Origin of the sequence: Pseudomonas sp. 22515 (genome assembly GCF_052044625.1) — a bacterium.
In the GTDB taxonomy this organism is placed as follows: Bacteria; Pseudomonadota; Gammaproteobacteria; order Pseudomonadales; family Pseudomonadaceae; genus Aquipseudomonas; species Aquipseudomonas alloputida.
Window position 1 is genome coordinate 218,073 of sequence record NZ_JBQENN010000004.1, and the last position, 16,005, is coordinate 234,077.

At 62.6% G+C, this 16,005-nt stretch carries 14 protein-coding genes; 9 read left to right on the forward strand and 5 right to left on the reverse strand.

Features of this window, described 5'->3' with window-relative positions; genetic code table 11:
• The first annotated feature begins 41 nt into the window (after positions 1-41).
• Together garD and ACTJJN_RS06635 are read left to right on the forward strand one after the other, a co-directional pair.
• Positions 42-1,595 carry a galactarate dehydratase gene (gene garD / locus ACTJJN_RS06630; RefSeq protein ID WP_392492735.1) on the forward strand — a complete coding sequence of 518 codons (1,554 nt, stop codon included), beginning with the start codon at positions 42-44 and terminating at the stop codon, positions 1,593-1,595.
• 58 nt (positions 1,596-1,653) lie between these two features.
• Positions 1,654-3,234, forward strand: a complete 1,581-nt coding sequence (locus ACTJJN_RS06635) for an aldehyde dehydrogenase (NADP(+)) (protein ID WP_440781137.1) — start codon at positions 1,654-1,656, stop codon at positions 3,232-3,234.
• A 104-nt stretch (positions 3,235-3,338) separates the two neighbouring features.
• On the opposite strand, the gene ACTJJN_RS06640 is transcribed toward ACTJJN_RS06635, so the two are convergent.
• On the reverse strand, positions 3,339-4,088 hold the full coding sequence (locus tag ACTJJN_RS06640) for a FadR/GntR family transcriptional regulator (protein ID WP_003247694.1): 750 nt from the start codon (positions 4,086-4,088) through the stop codon (positions 3,339-3,341).
• Between the two features lie 199 nt (positions 4,089-4,287).
• On the opposite strand from ACTJJN_RS06640, the gene ACTJJN_RS06645 reads away from it, so the two are divergent.
• The 3 genes from ACTJJN_RS06645 (at position 4,288) to ACTJJN_RS06655 (ending at position 6,412) form a co-directional block, all read left to right on the forward strand.
• Positions 4,288-4,938, forward strand: coding sequence for a DUF998 domain-containing protein (locus ACTJJN_RS06645; RefSeq protein WP_012052789.1), 651 nt, complete (start codon positions 4,288-4,290; stop codon positions 4,936-4,938).
• 74 nt (positions 4,939-5,012) lie between these two features.
• Entirely contained in the window at positions 5,013-5,342 is a 330-nt protein-coding gene (locus ACTJJN_RS06650; protein ID WP_012052790.1) for a hypothetical protein, read from the forward strand.
• A 161-nt stretch (positions 5,343-5,503) separates the two neighbouring features.
• Positions 5,504-6,412, forward strand: a complete 909-nt coding sequence (locus tag ACTJJN_RS06655) for a LysR family transcriptional regulator (protein ID WP_012052791.1) — start codon at positions 5,504-5,506, stop codon at positions 6,410-6,412.
• Here ACTJJN_RS06655 and ACTJJN_RS06660 read toward each other — a convergent pair whose 3' ends face one another.
• Entirely contained in the window at positions 6,413-6,931 is a 519-nt protein-coding gene (locus tag ACTJJN_RS06660; RefSeq protein WP_012052792.1) for a DMT family transporter, read from the reverse strand.
• 175 nt (positions 6,932-7,106) lie between these two features.
• Between ACTJJN_RS06660 and ACTJJN_RS06665 the strand changes: the two genes are divergently transcribed.
• Complete coding sequence (locus ACTJJN_RS06665; RefSeq protein WP_324737025.1) at positions 7,107-7,871, forward strand: hypothetical protein; 765 nt, start codon at positions 7,107-7,109, stop codon at positions 7,869-7,871.
• 147 nt (positions 7,872-8,018) lie between these two features.
• Here ACTJJN_RS06665 and ACTJJN_RS06670 read toward each other — a convergent pair whose 3' ends face one another.
• On the reverse strand, positions 8,019-8,600 hold the full coding sequence (locus tag ACTJJN_RS06670) for a hypothetical protein (RefSeq protein ID WP_003247673.1): 582 nt from the start codon (positions 8,598-8,600) through the stop codon (positions 8,019-8,021).
• Positions 8,601-8,816: 216 nt separating this feature from the next.
• Between ACTJJN_RS06670 and ACTJJN_RS06675 the strand changes: the two genes are divergently transcribed.
• Positions 8,817-10,949 carry a TonB-dependent receptor gene (locus tag ACTJJN_RS06675; RefSeq protein ID WP_012052794.1) on the forward strand — a complete coding sequence of 711 codons (2,133 nt, stop codon included), beginning with the start codon at positions 8,817-8,819 and terminating at the stop codon, positions 10,947-10,949.
• Positions 10,950-11,033: 84 nt separating this feature from the next.
• Here ACTJJN_RS06675 and ACTJJN_RS06680 read toward each other — a convergent pair whose 3' ends face one another.
• Positions 11,034-12,326, reverse strand: coding sequence for a PQQ-dependent sugar dehydrogenase (locus ACTJJN_RS06680; protein ID WP_012052795.1), 1,293 nt, complete (start codon positions 12,324-12,326; stop codon positions 11,034-11,036).
• Positions 12,323-12,751, reverse strand: coding sequence for a DUF2231 domain-containing protein (locus ACTJJN_RS06685; protein WP_014756294.1), 429 nt, complete (start codon positions 12,749-12,751; stop codon positions 12,323-12,325). Before ACTJJN_RS06685 ends, ACTJJN_RS06680 begins: the two co-directional genes overlap by 4 nt.
• Before the next feature lie 163 nt (positions 12,752-12,914).
• Here ACTJJN_RS06685 and ACTJJN_RS06690 point away from each other — a divergent pair, with 163 nt between their 5' ends.
• Both ACTJJN_RS06690 and ACTJJN_RS06695 read left to right on the forward strand, forming a co-directional pair.
• A complete protein-coding gene (locus tag ACTJJN_RS06690) occupies positions 12,915-13,199 on the forward strand; it encodes a hypothetical protein (RefSeq protein WP_003247660.1) in 285 nt (94 codons plus the stop codon).
• 332 nt (positions 13,200-13,531) lie between these two features.
• Positions 13,532-16,005: T6SS effector BTH_I2691 family protein (locus ACTJJN_RS06695; protein WP_440781138.1), on the forward strand; the 2,474-nt coding region annotated here is incomplete at its 3' end.

A 16,005-nucleotide genomic window follows, 5' to 3' on the forward strand; every position in this document is an offset into this window, starting at 1 on the left:
GATGTACAAAAGCCTGAGAACCTGACAAGTAGGGCCCAAACATGCAGTTGATCGAACATTCCGACTCGCCCCGCTACGTCCGCCTGCACGACGACGACAACGTCGTGGTCGTCGTCAACGACGGCGGCTTGGGCGAAGGCGCCCGCTTCGCCGACGGCCTGACCCTGATCGAAGGCGTGCCGCAAAGCCACAAGGTGGCCACCGTGGCCATCGCCAAGGGCGAGCCCGTGCGCCGCTACGGGCAAATCATCGGCTACGCGCTGGAAGACCTGCACCAAGGCAGCTGGGTTCAGGAAAGCCAGCTGGCCATGCCGGCCGCCCCGGAACTGGACAGCCTGCCGCGCTGCGATGCAGTGCCACAACCGCTGCCGCCGCTGGAGGGCTTCACCTTCGAGGGCTATCGCAATGCCGACGGCACTGTCGGCACCCGCAATATTCTCGGCATCACCACCACCGTGCAGTGCGTGACCGGCGTGCTGGAACATGCAGTCAAGCGCATTCGCAACGAACTGCTGCCCAAATACCCCAACGTCGATGACGTGGTGGCCATCACCCACAGCTACGGCTGCGGTGTGGCAATCAACGCCCGCGACGCTTACATCCCGATCCGCACCGTGCGCAACCTGGCGCGCAACCCCAACCTTGGCGGCGAGGCACTGGTGATCAGCCTGGGCTGTGAAAAACTGCAAGCCAGCCAGGTGATGCACGACAACGACCCCTCGGTGGACCTCAGCGACCCATGGCTGTACCGCCTGCAAGACGCCAGCCTTGGCTTTGTTGAAATGATCGAGCAGATCATGGACCTGGCCGAAACCCGCCTGAAGAAGCTCGACCAGCGCCGCCGCGAAACGGTCCCGGCCAGCGAACTGATCCTCGGTATGCAATGCGGTGGCAGCGACGCCTTCTCGGGCATCACCGCCAACCCGGCACTGGGCTATGCCGCCGACCTGCTGGTCCGCGCTGGCGCCACCGTGCTGTTCTCTGAAGTGACCGAGGTGCGCGACGCGATCTACATGCTGACCTCGCGCGCGGAAAACCAGGACGTTGCCGACGCGCTGGTGCGCGAAATGGACTGGTACGACCGCTACCTGCAGCAAGGCGCCGCCGACCGCAGCGCCAACACCACACCGGGCAACAAGAAAGGCGGGCTGTCGAACATCGTCGAGAAATCGCTGGGTTCGATCGTCAAGTCGGGCAGCGGCGCTATCCAGGGTGTGCTCGGCCCAGGCGAGCGGGTCAACCGCAAAGGCCTGATTTTCTGCGCCACCCCGGCCAGCGACTTTGTCTGTGGCACCTTGCAACTGGCGGCCGGCATGAACCTGCACGTCTTCACTACCGGCCGCGGCACCCCGTATGGCCTGGCCATGGCGCCGGTGGTCAAGGTGTGTACCCGCAGCGAACTGGCCCAGCGCTGGCCCGACCTGATCGACATCGACGCCGGTCGCATCGCCAGTGGTCGCTCGACCATCGAGGAGCTGGGTTGGGAGCTGTTCCATTACTACCTGGACGTAGCCAGCGGCCGCAAGCAGACCTGGGCCGAACAACACCGGCTGCACAACGACATCACCCTGTTCAACCCGGCGCCCATTACCTGATGCCGCAGCCTTGACCACGCATTCACACACGCCACCCTCAAGCCCACAGGAGCACCCCATGCCTGAAATCCTCGGCCATAACTTCATCGCCGGTCAGCGCAGTGCCGCTGGCCCTCAGCGCCTGCAGAGCCTGGACGCCAGCACTGGCGAAGCCCTGCCTTACAGCTTTGCCCAGGCCACCGAAGCCGAAGTGGACCAGGCCGCCAAGGCCGCTGCCGCTGCCTTCGCCGAGTTCCGCCAACTGGCTCCGGCACGTCGGGCCGAGTTCCTCGACGCCATCGCCGCTGAACTCGACGAACTGGATGACGCCTTCGTCGCCATCGTCTGCCGCGAAACTGCACTGCCCGCCGCCCGTATTCAGGGCGAGCGCGGCCGCACCAGCGGACAGATGCGCCTGTTCGCCCAAGTGCTGCGCCGCGGCGACTTCCTCGGCGCGCGCATCGACCTGGCATTGCCCGAGCGCCAACCGCTGCCACGCGTAGACCTGCGCCAGATGCGCATCGGCGTGGGCCCGGTCGCCGTGTTCGGGGCCAGCAACTTCCCGCTGGCCTTCTCCACCGCCGGTGGTGATACCGCCGCTGCCCTCGCCGCGGGCTGCCCGGTGGTATTCAAGGCGCACAGCGGCCACATGGCCACGGCCGATCTGGTCGGCTGCGCCATCGTGCGCGCCGCTGAGCGGACCGGCATGCCCAAGGGCGTGTTCAACATGGTATTTGGTGGCGGCGTGGGCGAGTGGCTGGTCAAGCACCCCGCCATCCAGGCGGTTGGCTTCACCGGCTCGCTCAAAGGCGGCGATGCCCTTTGCCGCATGGCCGCTGAGCGCCCGCAGCCAATCCCGGTATTTGCCGAGATGTCGAGCATCAACCCGGTCATCATCCTGCCGGGCGCCCTGGCCAAGCGTGGCGAGGCCATTGCTCGCGAGTTGGCGGGGTCCGTGTGCATGGGCGCCGGGCAGTTCTGCACCAACCCTGGGTTGGTGATTGGCCTGCAGTCACCACAGTACAGCCAGCTGCTCGCCGACCTTGGCCAGTACCTGGACCAGCAAGCCGGGCAAACCATGCTCAACGCTGGCGGCCTGCGCAGCTACGTTGGCGGCCTTGAAGACCTGCATGCCCATGCCGGTATCGAGCATGTGGCCGGCCAGGCGCAGGAAGGCAACCAGGCGCGCGCTCAGCTGTTCAAGGCCGATGCACGCCTGCTGGTCGAGTCCGACCCGCTGTTGCAGGAAGAAGTGTTTGGGCCCACCACCGTGGCTGTAGAGGTGCAGGACAACGACCAACTGCGCGACGCGCTGCTCGGCCTGCGCGGCCAGCTGACCGCGACGCTGATCGGCGAGGCGGAGGACTTCGATGCCTTCGCCTGGCTGGTGCCGCTGCTGGAGGAGAAAGTCGGGCGAATCCTGGTCAATGGCTACCCGACCGGTGTCGAAGTCTGTGATGCCATGGTGCACGGCGGCCCGTACCCGGCGACCTCCGATGCGCGTGGCACCTCGGTCGGCACGTTGGCCATCGACCGCTTCCTGCGCCCGGTGTGCTACCAGAACTACCCGCAGACACTGCTGCCTGAGGCACTGCGCGACGGCAACCCGCTGGGGCTGCGGCGGTTGGTGAACGGGCAGTGGAGTGACGGGGCGATCTGACCGGTTGCACGCAACAAGAAAGCCCTGCGCACGGCGGGGCTTTTCTTTTTGACTGTACCGGCCTCNTCTTGCCCGCGAAGAGGCCAGTACTGGCAGCAAAGGCTTCAGGTCCCTTGCGCTTCAGCCGCCTCATGCGCCTGGCGCAAGCGCTCGCGGCTGTTGCTCAGGTGCATGCGCATGGCCATCTTCGCCCCTTCGCTGTCACGCCGGGCAATCGCCTCATAGATCGCCTCGTGCTCATGCATCAGGCGGCTCATGTAATGCGCCTGGTCATCATGGGCCAGGCGCGCCGAATTCAGTCGGGTGCGCGGGATGATGCTGGTACCCAGGTGGTTGATGATGTCGGCGAAGTAGTGGTTGCCGCTAGCCTGGGCAATGCGCAGGTGGAACTGGAAGTCCGCCGACACCGCATCAGTGGCGTGGGCCGCCCCCTCGTTGAGTTCGTCCAGCGCCGCCCGCATACCGGCCAGGGCTTCGTCGCTTCGCCGCTGGGCTGCCAGCCCGGCCGACTCGATCTCCAGGGCAATGCGCAACTCCAGCACCGCCAGCACTTCGCGCAGGGTGACCACGGTGGCCGGGTCGATACGGAAACCGCCCGTAGCCGGCGCATCCAGCACGAATGTACCAATGCCGTGGCGGGTCTCTACCTGCCCGGCGGCCTGCAACCGCGAGATCGCCTCACGCACTACCGTGCGGCTGACGCCCTCCTCGGCCATGATCTGCGATTCGGTCGGCAGCTTGTCGCCGCGCTTGAGCTGGCCGCTGCGAATGCGTTCGGTCAGCACCGTGACCAGTTCCTGGGCCAGACTGCGCGGCTTGCGCCGGGTCCTTGCCTGTACCTGCTGCTCTGTCATTGCCCTGTATTTCACCTTGAAAGACAGCGCTCATCATAGCGCAAGCAGTTGTACGATCACATACACCCCGTGCGGTATTTATTACCCCTCTTTGCAGACCCTGGCCCATGAAAAAACGCGCAGAATCACTGGCCCATGGTCCGCGCGAGTCTGTACTGTACGCCTTCACGCTCACTGATCCATGGAAGGAATCTGCAGTATGAAAACCCTCGACCGCCTTTTGCTCGGCAGTGGCCTGCTGATCCCCCTCTGGCTGCTGGTGGGGGTATGGCTCACCGCTCAGGCCTACCCTGGCTATGATCACCTGCAACAGGCCATGAGCCAGCTTGGCGCGGCCGGTTCGCCAACCCACAGCTGGTCGCCACGGGTCAACAATTTCCCTCTGGCCCTGCTGTTTGCCCTGTTTGCCTGGGGCCTGGTGCGGCGCTGGCGCAGCTCGAAGCTGGCGCTGCTGAGTGCGGGCCTGGTGTTACTGCATGGCATTGGCAGTTTGGGCACCGGCTGGTTCCCTTGCGACCAGGGCTGTGCACCGGCACAGCCATCTACCTCGCAGCAACTGCATAACCTGTTTGGTCTGCTGATGTTCCTCTCACTGACCTTGGCCAGCGCCGTATGGGCATGGCTGGGCAACCGCATTGCCGGCTCCCCCGCCTTGGCGCTGCTTTCCCTGGCTTGCGTGGTGTTGGCAATCATCACCGTCGCGTTGATGGGCCAGGCGGCGCAGAGTGGCCAGCTGTTCGGCCTCTATCAACGCCTTAACTATGGTGTTTCGGTGCTCTGGGTTGCCAGCCTGGCCTGGACAAGCCTGCGCAGGCCCGAGGCCAGCCCTCTGCGCATGGCTGTAACCTGACGGCAAATTGCTGGCCCACGGCTGCGCAAAGCGAAGGCAAACTCCGTTCTCTTTCAGATGCTTAGGACAGCAACATGCGAGTACTTCTAGCAACGATGGCCGGCTGCCTGCTGGCCACCTTCGCTTTCGGCGCCCAAGCCAGGGCACTGAGCCAGAACGATCGCCACACCTGCAGCTGGGGCGCGCAGATAGCCGCCGAGGCCCAACAGGCCAAGCTTTCCGGGGTGACCTTGTATGCCACGCGCAAGAAGCTGCAGGTACGCAAATTCCCCAAACCCTGGATGCGCATGACTGCCTTCGGTATTACCGAGCAGACGTACAACAGCCGCTCGCGGCTCAAGCCTGAAGCGATAAAGCGGACTTACTTTGAACAGTGTGTTCAGCATGCAACTGCAAGAAGATAAGTCTTTTTTATCAGTAAATTACAGATCAAACATAAAGCCATTTAGTAGAATCCATGTGCCGCGAAGAAGCCTCTATCGCCAGCAGCTTATATGCGCGTGCAAGACTCAAGCATTTGTTAAGCTGATCCGAGTCGCCAGAATTGACCAAGGCCATTCACCTGATGGATGAACTGCGCAAGATCGACCTCAACCTGCTGCTCGCCCTGCATGCCCTGCTCAGTGAACGGCACGTGACCCGCGCAGCCCTGCGCCTGCACCGCAGCCAACCGGCGGTCAGCCACGCCTTGGCGCAGTTGCGCAAACACTTCGACGACCCTTTGCTGGTACGCCAAGGCGGCGGCATGGTCCTCACTGCCCGCGCCCAGTCGCTGGCACAGCCACTACAGGATGCACTGAGCAATCTCGACAGCCTGTTGGCCACCCCGCTGTTCGACCCAGCCCGGGCCCAGCGCCGGTTCCGGCTGTCGCTGTCCGACTACGCCTCGCGCATCATCCTGCCGCACCTGCTGCGCCACCTGCGCCAAGTCGCGCCCGGGGTGGACCTGGCCATCAGCCAGGCCAGCCGTGAAACCATGTTGGCGCAGTTGCTCGATGGCGAGCTGGATCTGGCCCTGGGCCTGTTCCCCGAACTGCCTCAGGACATCACCGCCCAGCCCCTGTTTGCCGATCGCTTCATCAGCGTTGCCGATCGCCAGGTCCTGCCTGCCAGCGGCGGCATGGCCCTGGAAGACTGGCTGGCACGCCCACATGTATTGATGGCCATGCGCCCGGATGCTTTCGATGAAATCGAGCGCGCACTGGCCGCCCGGGGCCTGCAACGCCGTATTGCCCTGGCCTTGCCACACTGGAGTGCTGCGGTCGAAGTGCTGGCCGGCACCGACCTGATCCTGACGGTGGCCAGCCGCGCCGTGGGGTCGTTGCGCCAGCACAGGACACTGCGCCAGTTCACGCCGCCACTGGCCATCCCCTCGTTCGACTATCAGCAAGCCTGGCACAACCGCAAGGACAGTGACCCCGGGCACCGCTGGCTGCGCGAAACCGTCTGGGCCTGCAGCCAAGCAGGGCGCTGATCAGTTTTCTTGCCCCTTTACAGCTGCCGTGGAATGGGCCGCTGACGCCGTTGCCCAAGGGCCCTGTACCAGCAACACTCCGCACAGGATCAGCACCACACCAGCCAGCCTGGCCAGGCTAAGCGGCTTGCCACCCAGCCCCATCGCCCCGTAGTGGTCGGCAAGCACTGCCGTGATGATCTGCCCTGCCACCACCAGTACCAGGAACCCTGCTGCGCCAAGTTTCGGGGTCAGTGCTGCGGCGCCGGCTACATAAAGTGCCCCCAGCACGCCTCCAATCCATAACCACCAAGGCCCTTGCAAGGCCTTGCCCATGTCTGGCGCCGGTACCCGGATAATCAACAGCGCGGCGATCACCACCAGCATGCTCACCGTCAACGATGTGAAAGCCCCCCACAGCCAGTGCCCAAGGGCCCGGCCTACCGCAGCATTACCGGCGGCCTGAAACGGCAACACCGCACCGGCAAGCAACGCCATGGCCGCAGGAAGCGCCAGCAGAAGCATTGATTTACTGAACATGGCAGTCCTCATCCAAGGTATCGATGGCAACCATGATGCTGCATGCCCAGTACTGATAGAAATCAAAATCCTGCACTTGAACTATTCGTACCCTGCATACTGAAACATTCCTTCCGGCCGGCGTGCGCCTGGCCGGCAATCGACTGCACCGTGCCACTGCCATGGAGCCTTAGCCATGAGCGACGACCGAAAGTCCCTGATCGACCTTGGCCAACTGCCAACCCGCAACCTGGCCGAATGCCTGGCGGTGGATCAAGCCGCCTTGGTCAACGCCTTGACAGGCCAACTGCCAGCAGCATTGGTTGAGCACCTCGCTGCCAGTGCGGACCAGGCCCAGGCACTGGGCCTGTCAAAAAAAGTGGCGGCCATTGGCCTGGCGCTGGGCAAGTGGCTGGAGCAAGCCGCCGAGTCGTTGCGCCAGCACGTGTTCGAGCAATGCTGCACGCACCCGTCCGATACCGTGCGCAGTTGGGCAGCGTTCGCCCAGGCGTACCTGTCACGCTCGCAGCCTGCGGAAAATGCCCTGCTGGCGCAGTTTCGCTTCGCCCGCGATGAGCACTTCGGCGTGCGTGAATGGGCATGGATTGCCCTGCGCCCGCGCCTGGCCCAGCATCTTGAAGCGGCCCTGGCGCTACTCGGCCGCCATACCGGCGATGCAGACCCGCTGGTACGTCGGTTCTGCATCGAGATCCTGCGCCCGCGCGGCGTTTGGTGCGAGCACATTGCCACGCTCAAGCAACAACCAGAAGTGGCCGAGCCGTTGCTGGTACCGCTGCTGGCCGAAGCTGAGAAATACGCCCAGGACTCAGTCGCCAATTGGCTCAACGATGCCAGCAAGACCCGCCCCGACTGGGTACTTCAGCTGTTTCAGCGCCATCCCCCGGCCTGCAAGGCCTCACAGCGCATCCAGACCCGGGCTACCCGAAGCCTGCGGCAGTGACACACCACAAGTCGACTACCCCTATCGTGCAGAGCCCCAGGCCTTGATCGAAGCCGCCGGCTACTGAGGCCCTCTCCCCGGCACCAGCCTGCCCGGACCGCAAACGGCCGATCGTAGGCGAGTAACCGAGGTCGGCAACGGCCGAGGTCAGCGCGAGGTTTCGACGCGCAGCACTTCGGTGTAGATCGCGTCAACCGTCTGGCCAACCTTGAGGTTCTTCATGCGTTTCTGCAGGTCTGGGTTCTCGACCTTGACCACCTGCAGCTTGCCCTCCGGTGGCAACAAGCTCACCTCATGCGTCTTGAGGTCGATCTTCTTGATCTGAGAGGTAACCTTGACCTGGCGGAACGCCTCGCCGCCCGGGTTGGGGTTTTGCTCGGTTGCACGAATGGTACCGGACTCTTCAGTCGCTTTCGGCGCCCCACCCACTTCCGGATTGAGCACATAGGCCACGGCGCGTGTCACGTAGATGTCGACTTGGTCACCGACTTTCAGGTTGGGCAGCGCTTTGGCCTTTTCGGTCAGCTGGAACGTCACATCCTTCTTCTCGTCAGGGCCTTTCACCGTGACTTGGCGGGTGGCCAGGTCGATAGCCGTTACCTGTGTGGTGACATGGCTTTCCAGCGCCTCGCTCCCGATGGGGATACCGGCAGCCTGTACCGTGAAGCTGGCAGCAGAGGCCAGCGTGGCAAGGGCTACAGCACGAGCGAGAGTACGAATGGGGTTCATAGGCGAGCTTCCCTGTGATCAAGTCCGAATAGGCGCGTGAAAGGCTCACGCGCTGACAAGCATAGCCATTACCGGCCGCCTTGCCGGCCCTCCCGGTTGGCGACGCATTTCGTCGCCGAAATCACCGTTATAGCTAATACGAATTCTTTACACTTGCTTTACATTTGCAAATCATTACTATTCGTGACTCCCGATAACAACAAAGAGTCGCCTGTAATGGCAAAAAGGTCTGTTGCCCCAGCATCCATTTCCATGCTGGGCCTGCTCGTTGTGCCTGCTGTCCACGCTGCCGCCCAAACCGATACGCAAAGTAGCCTCGCCCTGCCGGCCACCGCCGTCAGCAGCGTCTATGAGCAGCAAAGCTACAAGGCCAGTGAAAGCCGCAGCGCCATGAAGATCGACGCGCCGCTGCGCGATATCCCGCAAACCGTCAACGTCGTTCCCGAAAGCGTGATCAAGGACCAAGGCGCACAGTCCATGGAAGACGTGCTGAAGAACGTGCCCGGCATCGGCCTGTCCAACGGCGACGGCCAACGCGATCAGGTGACCATCCGTGGCTTCAGCGCCATTGGCGACATGTACATAGACGGCGTGCGTGACGACGCCCTGTACTTTCGCGACCTGTCCAACATCGAGCGTGTCGAGGTGATCAAGGGCCCGGCCGCGGTGCTGTATGGCCGTGGCTCCTCGGGCGGGCTGATCAACAGCATCAGCAAAAAACCAAGCTTCACACCCAAGCGTGAAGTCGGCATGAACGTCGACAGCGAAGGCAAACGCCGAACCCAGTTCGACACCGGCTGGGCCGACCCGCAAAGCAACCAGGCCTATCGCGTGACCGGTGCCTTCGAAGACAGCGACACCTTCCGCGATGATGGCTACATCGACCGCAAGGCCATCGCGCCGTCGGCCTACTTCCGTCTCTCGGACGACCTGGAACTGAACCTGGGCGCCACCTACCTGTACGACAAGCGCCTGATCGACTTCGGCATCCCGGCCCTGGGCAACCGCCCGGTGGACGTGGACCGCGACAAGCGCTTTGGCTCTGGCGATGCGGACCAGGATTACGCCCGCAGCGAGGTGTTCTCGCTTACAGCCAGCCTGGACTACCGCATCAACGACAACTTCACCCTGACCAACACCAGCCGTTACTACCGCTACGACCTGGACCGCAACAACACCTTGGCCGACAGCAGCCCGACGCGCTTCGTCACCGCGCCCGACGGTGAACTGCTGATCAAGCTCAACCGTGGCAACGTCGCCCGCGATGAGTACGGCGTGTTCAACCAGACGGAGCTCAAGCAACAAGCGCAACTGGCCGGCATGCAGCACAACCTGTTGTACGGCGTGGAAGCAGGCTTTCAGGACAAGTACCAGCGCGTGCTGAGCCAGACCAACGTGGCCCAGGTGCCGGTGTACCGTGATGCCTTGGTGCCGGTACCGGAACACGCCGCCAACCTGTCTTCCAAGGGCACCAACTTCCAGCAGACCACCGGTCTGTACGTGCAGGACATGATCGAGCTGAACGCGCACTGGAAGGCACTGGTCGGTGTGCGTTATGACATCTTTGGCCAGGAGTACGACGACGACCGCGTGCAAAACATCGACCTGGATCGTACCGACAAGACCTGGAGCCCGCGTGCGGGTCTGGTCTACCAGCCAGACGCCATCCAGTCCTACTACGTGTCGGTCAGCCGCAGCTATCAGCCTTCGGGCGAAGTGTTCGCGGTGAGCCCGAGCAACCAGCACCTGGAGCCGGAAGAAACCACCAACTATGAAATCGGCGCCAAATGGGACCTGCTCGACAGCCGCCTGTCACTGACCGCCGCAGTGTTCCGCCTTGAGCGCACCAACATGAAGACTGCCGACCCGGCCAACCCCAACCTGACCGTATTGGCTGGCGAACAGCGTACCGATGGCTTTGAAGCCACCGTCAGCGGGCATCTCACCGACAAGTGGCAAATCTATGCCGGATACGCTTACCTGGACGCCGAAATCACCAAGTCCAACAGCAAGACCAATGGCGTGGCGAACGAAGGCCAGACCCCTACCCTGACGCCGCGCAACAGCGCCAACGTCTGGCTGGTACGTACCCTGACACCAGAGTGGCGTGTGGCCGCCGGAGCCAACTACGTCGACGAACGCTACACAGCGCTCGACAATGTGGTGGTGATGCCAGGCTATACCACCTTCGACGCCGCGCTGCTGTACAGCGTGCCGCAGTGGGATGCCGCGCTGCGCCTGAAGAACGTGTTTGACCGTGACTACTATGCCTCGGCACATGGCTCGGTCGACCTGATCACCCCAGGGGCACCGCGCACGCTGGAAGCCAGCTTCAACTACCGCTTCTGACCCACGCGCAATGCCTGTCAGTCAGCAATTGGGCCGCTCTGCGGCCCATCGCCAGCTAGCTTTGACGATTTGATCAGATAGCATTCAGCGATTACGCGTCACCCGCCACACCGTATTCGCCAGGTCATCGGCAATGATCAACGCTCCCCGCGGGTCCACCGTCACCCCAACCGGTCGCCCCCGGGTCTTGCCATCCTCACCGCGAAAGCCCGTGGCGAAGTCGATGGGTTCCCCAGCAGGCTTGCCATTGCTGAACGGCACGAAAATCACCTTGTAACCTACCGGGTTGGGCCGGTTCCAGCTGCCGTGCTCGCCCACGAACACACCGTCTGCAAAGCGCTCGCCCATTGCCGAGGACGAGAAGTCCACACCCAGTGCAGCCACATGCGAACCCAGGCTGTAATCCGGCTTGATCGCCGCCGCCACCTTGTCCGGGTTCTGCGGCCGCACCCGCTCATCCACATGCTGGCCCCAGTAGCTGTAAGGCCAACCATAGAAGCCCCCTTCACGTACCGAAGTGAGGTAGTCCGGCACCAGGTCGGGGCCCAGCTCATCCCGCTCGTTGACCACCGTCCACAACTGCCCGGTCTGCGGCTGGATGGTCAAAGCTGTCGGGTTACGCAAGCCGGTGGCATAGGGCCGGTGTGCGCCGGTCTCGGCATCGACCTGCCAGACCATGGCCCGATCGATCTCCACCTCCAGGCCGCGCTCGGTGATATTGCTGTTCGAGCCGATACCCACATACAAGAAGCGGCCATCCGGGCTGATGGTCAGCGCCTTGGTCCAATGGTGGTTGATTTCGGCCGGCAGGTCGGTGACCTTGGTTGGCGGGCCGTCGGCCTGGGTCTGGCCTTCCTTGTAGTCAAAGCGCACCAGCGCATCCTGGTTGGCTACATACAGCTTGCCGTTGGCATAGGCCAGGCCGTACGGTGCGTTGAGGTTATCCGCAAAAACGGCCTGTACCTCGTAGTTGCCATCGCCATCAGCATCGCGCAGCAGGGTCAGGCGGTTGCCACCCTTGACCTGGGTATTGCCCTTGGCCTTGATCTGGCTGGCGATCACATCCTTGGGCTTGAGCTTGGCCGCGCTGCCTCCCCGGCCCTCAGCCACCAGAATGTCGCCATTGGGCAGCACCAGGCTCTGGCGCGGAATTTTCAGGCCGGTGGCAATGGCGGTGACACTGAAGCCCTCCGGCACGGTCGGTTTCAGTTCGCCCCAGGCAGCCGGTTGCGCAATCTTCATGCTCGGCAGCAAGCCGCGCTGAGGCTCCGGCAACTTCGGGTCCGGGCCATGGGCCTGGGTCGGCTCGCCGTCGCCACCACAGGCACTCAGCAATAGCGCCACGCCCAACAGGCTAAATGCATGCAAAGGCTTCATGCCACACCTCCTGAACGCAGGTTGCTCAAACCGGTCCAGGCGGCCACCACCGCGAGCACTGTCACGATGACCGACAACACCAACCCAGACGGCATAACCGCCCAGGCGTCCTTGGCATGCTCAAAGGCATTGATCAGCCCAAGCCCCCACGTCACCAGCAGCAGCACGAAGTACAGCGTAGCGCGCCCGCCCTTGCGCTCGGCGCGGATCAGGTTGGCCAGCGCGAACAACAGAGCCAGCCCACAGAACACCAAGGCACCGGCGATCAGCCAGGCGGCGAAGTTGCTCCACTGAATCTGGTAGCTGTTGTAGTAGGCGATATCGCTCAGCAGCGCGCCAAGGAACAACGGTACACTGCCCGCCAGCAGCAGGGCATGCAGCGGGCTGGGCATACAGCGGTAAAGGGTTTGATCAGGTGCGGTCACGGTGCCTCCTTTTCATTCAGTGACCCAGGGCTGATGGTCTTGCGCCATCAGGTAAGCGCAGGGTGCGCTTAGCAAAGAGCCCCTTGACGCCCCGATAGTTCACCGCTTCGCTGTAATGAAATATCCTGCAAGGCATTTGCTGCCAAGCGCAGAAGGGGAATACATGAGCAGACCAAACGCGTACTGGGCCCTGGCCACCCTGCTCGGCCTCAGCCTGGCTCTCGCCGGCTGCTCCAGCAACGCCAGCAAGGCACGCTACGCCACGCCTGCAGTGGGCTCCAACTGCTTTGCCAAGGCCGTCCCCACTACCGGAGAGGGCGGCCTGGCCTGGGGCAATACATTGAGCATTGCGCGACAGAAATCCCTGAATAACTGCGTGCGTTATGCCAGCCGCTCGGGAGGTACGCCCAGGACTTGCCAGGTAGTGATGGCCAAGTGCAAAAACTGAACATATAACAATCTCAAAGTACGAAACTTCCTACAAAAATACTGCAACTTTTCACACGATATTGCGCAAACACAATACATATACATTCAAATAAAATCTTACACTTTCAGCCTCGACCCAAAAGCAGCGATCGAGGCATTGTCTTTCACTTGAACTCCAGATACTTGATCGCCGACTCATCTCAGCAAGTAAGTAGGAAACTTCTTACAGCATAGCGTCGGGCCTGAAATCCAGCACAGTATGAATAACGGCATTTCAGTCTTGTCAGTACTGAAAGTTGCCGCAGTGCGTCTCTGGTTCGAAAAGACTGTCTCTCTGAGCAAGGAGCTCGCATGACCAATGCCTCCGTCAGCAGCGCCACCTCCGGCCCTGCCTGCAGCGCACGCGTGCCCATCCTGCCGGTGCGCTACGCCATCGTGCCCCGCACCGGCGACGCCCCCGCCTGCCGCTATGCCGATGCAGGCTTCAACCTGGAACAAGGCTTCCCCACGCTGCAGCACTCGGCCTACACCCTCCGCGCTGTGCGCCCAGGCTATGTCTACGTGTTCATGAAAGGCCCTCTGGGCGAAAAACTGGTCATTCATGAGCACGTCGGCGCGGGCCTCTACAAGGAGCTGCGCTACCAAGGGCTGGAGGACTACCACCGCCGTGAGCGCTACCTGTCTGGCCAGAGCACGGGCTGGGTGTGGGCCGACACCTGCCAGGACACGGCCAAGGAAGTGTGGATCGGCTACAGCCCGCACCTGTGGACCAACGCCATCACCGCCCGTATCACCGGTTCGGCAGCCCTGCGCAAACGGCACATGCGCCAGCTGGACATGGCCGAGCTGGTGAGCGGCAACCCGGCGCCGTCCACCCAGCCCCATGTGTTGCCAGTGAGTGCCCTGCAAACCTGGGTCGAAGACTTCAAGCCAACCGAGCGGCGCATGCCGCTGACCTGGAGCAGCGACCCGGTCACCGAAACCTTGCCCATCGGCAACCTCAATGCCATCGCCCGCCACTACCCCTGGACCCAGCCGAAAGTGCCAGTGGTGGTGGCGCTCGCCGACGCCGAAGGCATGGCCCTGGACCTGAGCCTGTCGGTCTCGGCCTACCAGCATCAACTGCGTGACCTGATGCCGGCCGAGCAACTGGAGCACACAAGACCCGCCCAACCTCCCGAGCAGGAGCGCGTGCCAGCGTGTTACCGGCTGGATGCCGAACAGCTCAGCCCGCAGAGCCGCGACTTTCACCATCGCAACCTGGTCGCCATGCTGCTGAACAAGACGCTGGAAAGCCTGTACCCGGCGGATGCACCTTCACCGGAACTGGCCGCGTTCAGGCTGGGCACGTCACGCCGGGGGCCTGCCCTGTCGCCGGCCGAGTCCCATTTCCAGGCCCTCACCCATGAAGATTACTCCCCTAATGGCGCGCGCCTGGCACAGCGCCTCGATGTCGACAAATACCGGCGCTTCCTCGCCGAACGCGACGCACTGGAACGACGGATTGCCGCCCTGCGCAACCTGGCCTTGCAAGCCAGCAACGATCATGACGCCTGGCTGGCGACGGCCGAATCCCAACACATTGATAATCCCTACAGCCTGGCTGCGGCACTGGCCTGTTACGACCGCGACGAACGCACCTCCGCCCGCGGTCTGGAAATTTCACTGGCGTTGCTGATTCACCCGATGGGCCAGCCGACACCCGGCACCGAAGATCATGACCGGCGTTTCAAACGCCTGGAGCAATGGCTGGACCAGCACGACAGCCCGCTTTACATCGCCTTGGCGCCGTTCAACCCGTTCAAGGATAAAGCCGATTCGATCGGCTCTTTGTTCGGCGCCAGCGACAACGTGATCGAAGGGCTGGCTGGTCGCTTCCCGGCCATGGCGGACATCACTGACCTCACCGCCCAGTCGGTCAATACCGTGGTGCTCAAGCGCCTGCGTGGCCAAACCCGTTGGGATGCCAGCCATGGCCTGCGGCGGCAAGTGTTGCTGGCAGCGCGTGAGGCCAATGCCGAGAAAGCGCTGGGGTTGTTGGCGGCGCGCTATCGCATCACCGAGCAGGCCGTTACGGAAAATCCCTTTAGCCAGGAGGTGCAGCGGTATTTGAAGAGCGGCATGGCGCAGGTTGAAGAGATGAAAGCGTTGCGCATTTCGGGTAGCCGCACGGTGTCCATCGAGCTGACCACCACTGCGCGTGCGAAACCTAACTTTCTGGGGCTGCTCACTTCGGGCGGTGGTGGTGGTTTAAACGCGGGGATGCTGTGGTTCAACATCTTATCGCTCAAGACGGCTTACAACAGCCTGCAAAAGAGCGATGCACCGGAATACACCATGGGGTTCGCTTCATCTGTTTTCGGGGTGATTGGTGCAGCGGCGGCGACGTTGGTCAGCGTACGGGCAACGCAAAAGGCCGTCATGCTGAGATTAAGTGCCACAGCGCCGGGTATGGCCTTTGGCAATGGGGTTATCAAGTTCTTGAGTAGCAATCTGTTTGCCCGATTAGCCGGATACCCGGCAATAGCATTTAGCTTGCTTTCTGATATCTCCAAAGCAAGGCGCCAGAGAGCGAACGGAAATCAAGCGGCTGCCGATTACACGTTGACTGGTGGTTTCACCATGGCTGTCGGTTCCGCTGTCGTCCTTGAAGCAGGACTTGCAATTGCAGGCGTGACATCGGTTGTGCCCTTTGCAGGATGGGCCGCCGCTGCCCTTGTCCTCGTAGGCGTAGCTATCATCGCAGGAGGCCTCTACCTACACGCCAAGGCACATGAACGCCTTCACAGCCCAATAGAACTGTGGGCAGCACGTAGCATATTCGG

Excerpts from the sequence above, each read along its gene's own strand:
- garD (WP_392492735.1), top strand. The coding sequence starts at position 42 with ATGCAGTTGATCGAACATTCCGACTCGCCCCGCTACGTCCGCCTGCAC.
- ACTJJN_RS06635 (WP_440781137.1), top strand. The coding sequence starts at position 1,654 with ATGCCTGAAATCCTCGGCCATAACTTCATCGCCGGTCAGCGCAGTGCC.
- ACTJJN_RS06640 (WP_003247694.1), bottom strand. The coding sequence starts at position 4,088 with ATGACAGAGCAGCAGGTACAGGCAAGGACCCGGCGCAAGCCGCGCAGT.
- ACTJJN_RS06645 (WP_012052789.1), top strand. The coding sequence starts at position 4,288 with ATGAAAACCCTCGACCGCCTTTTGCTCGGCAGTGGCCTGCTGATCCCC.
- ACTJJN_RS06650 (WP_012052790.1), top strand. The coding sequence starts at position 5,013 with ATGCGAGTACTTCTAGCAACGATGGCCGGCTGCCTGCTGGCCACCTTC.
- ACTJJN_RS06655 (WP_012052791.1), top strand. The coding sequence starts at position 5,504 with ATGGATGAACTGCGCAAGATCGACCTCAACCTGCTGCTCGCCCTGCAT.
- ACTJJN_RS06660 (WP_012052792.1), bottom strand. The coding sequence starts at position 6,931 with ATGTTCAGTAAATCAATGCTTCTGCTGGCGCTTCCTGCGGCCATGGCG.
- ACTJJN_RS06665 (WP_324737025.1), top strand. The coding sequence starts at position 7,107 with ATGAGCGACGACCGAAAGTCCCTGATCGACCTTGGCCAACTGCCAACC.
- ACTJJN_RS06670 (WP_003247673.1), bottom strand. The coding sequence starts at position 8,600 with ATGAACCCCATTCGTACTCTCGCTCGTGCTGTAGCCCTTGCCACGCTG.
- ACTJJN_RS06675 (WP_012052794.1), top strand. The coding sequence starts at position 8,817 with ATGGCAAAAAGGTCTGTTGCCCCAGCATCCATTTCCATGCTGGGCCTG.
- ACTJJN_RS06680 (WP_012052795.1), bottom strand. The coding sequence starts at position 12,326 with ATGAAGCCTTTGCATGCATTTAGCCTGTTGGGCGTGGCGCTATTGCTG.
- ACTJJN_RS06690 (WP_003247660.1), top strand. The coding sequence starts at position 12,915 with ATGAGCAGACCAAACGCGTACTGGGCCCTGGCCACCCTGCTCGGCCTC.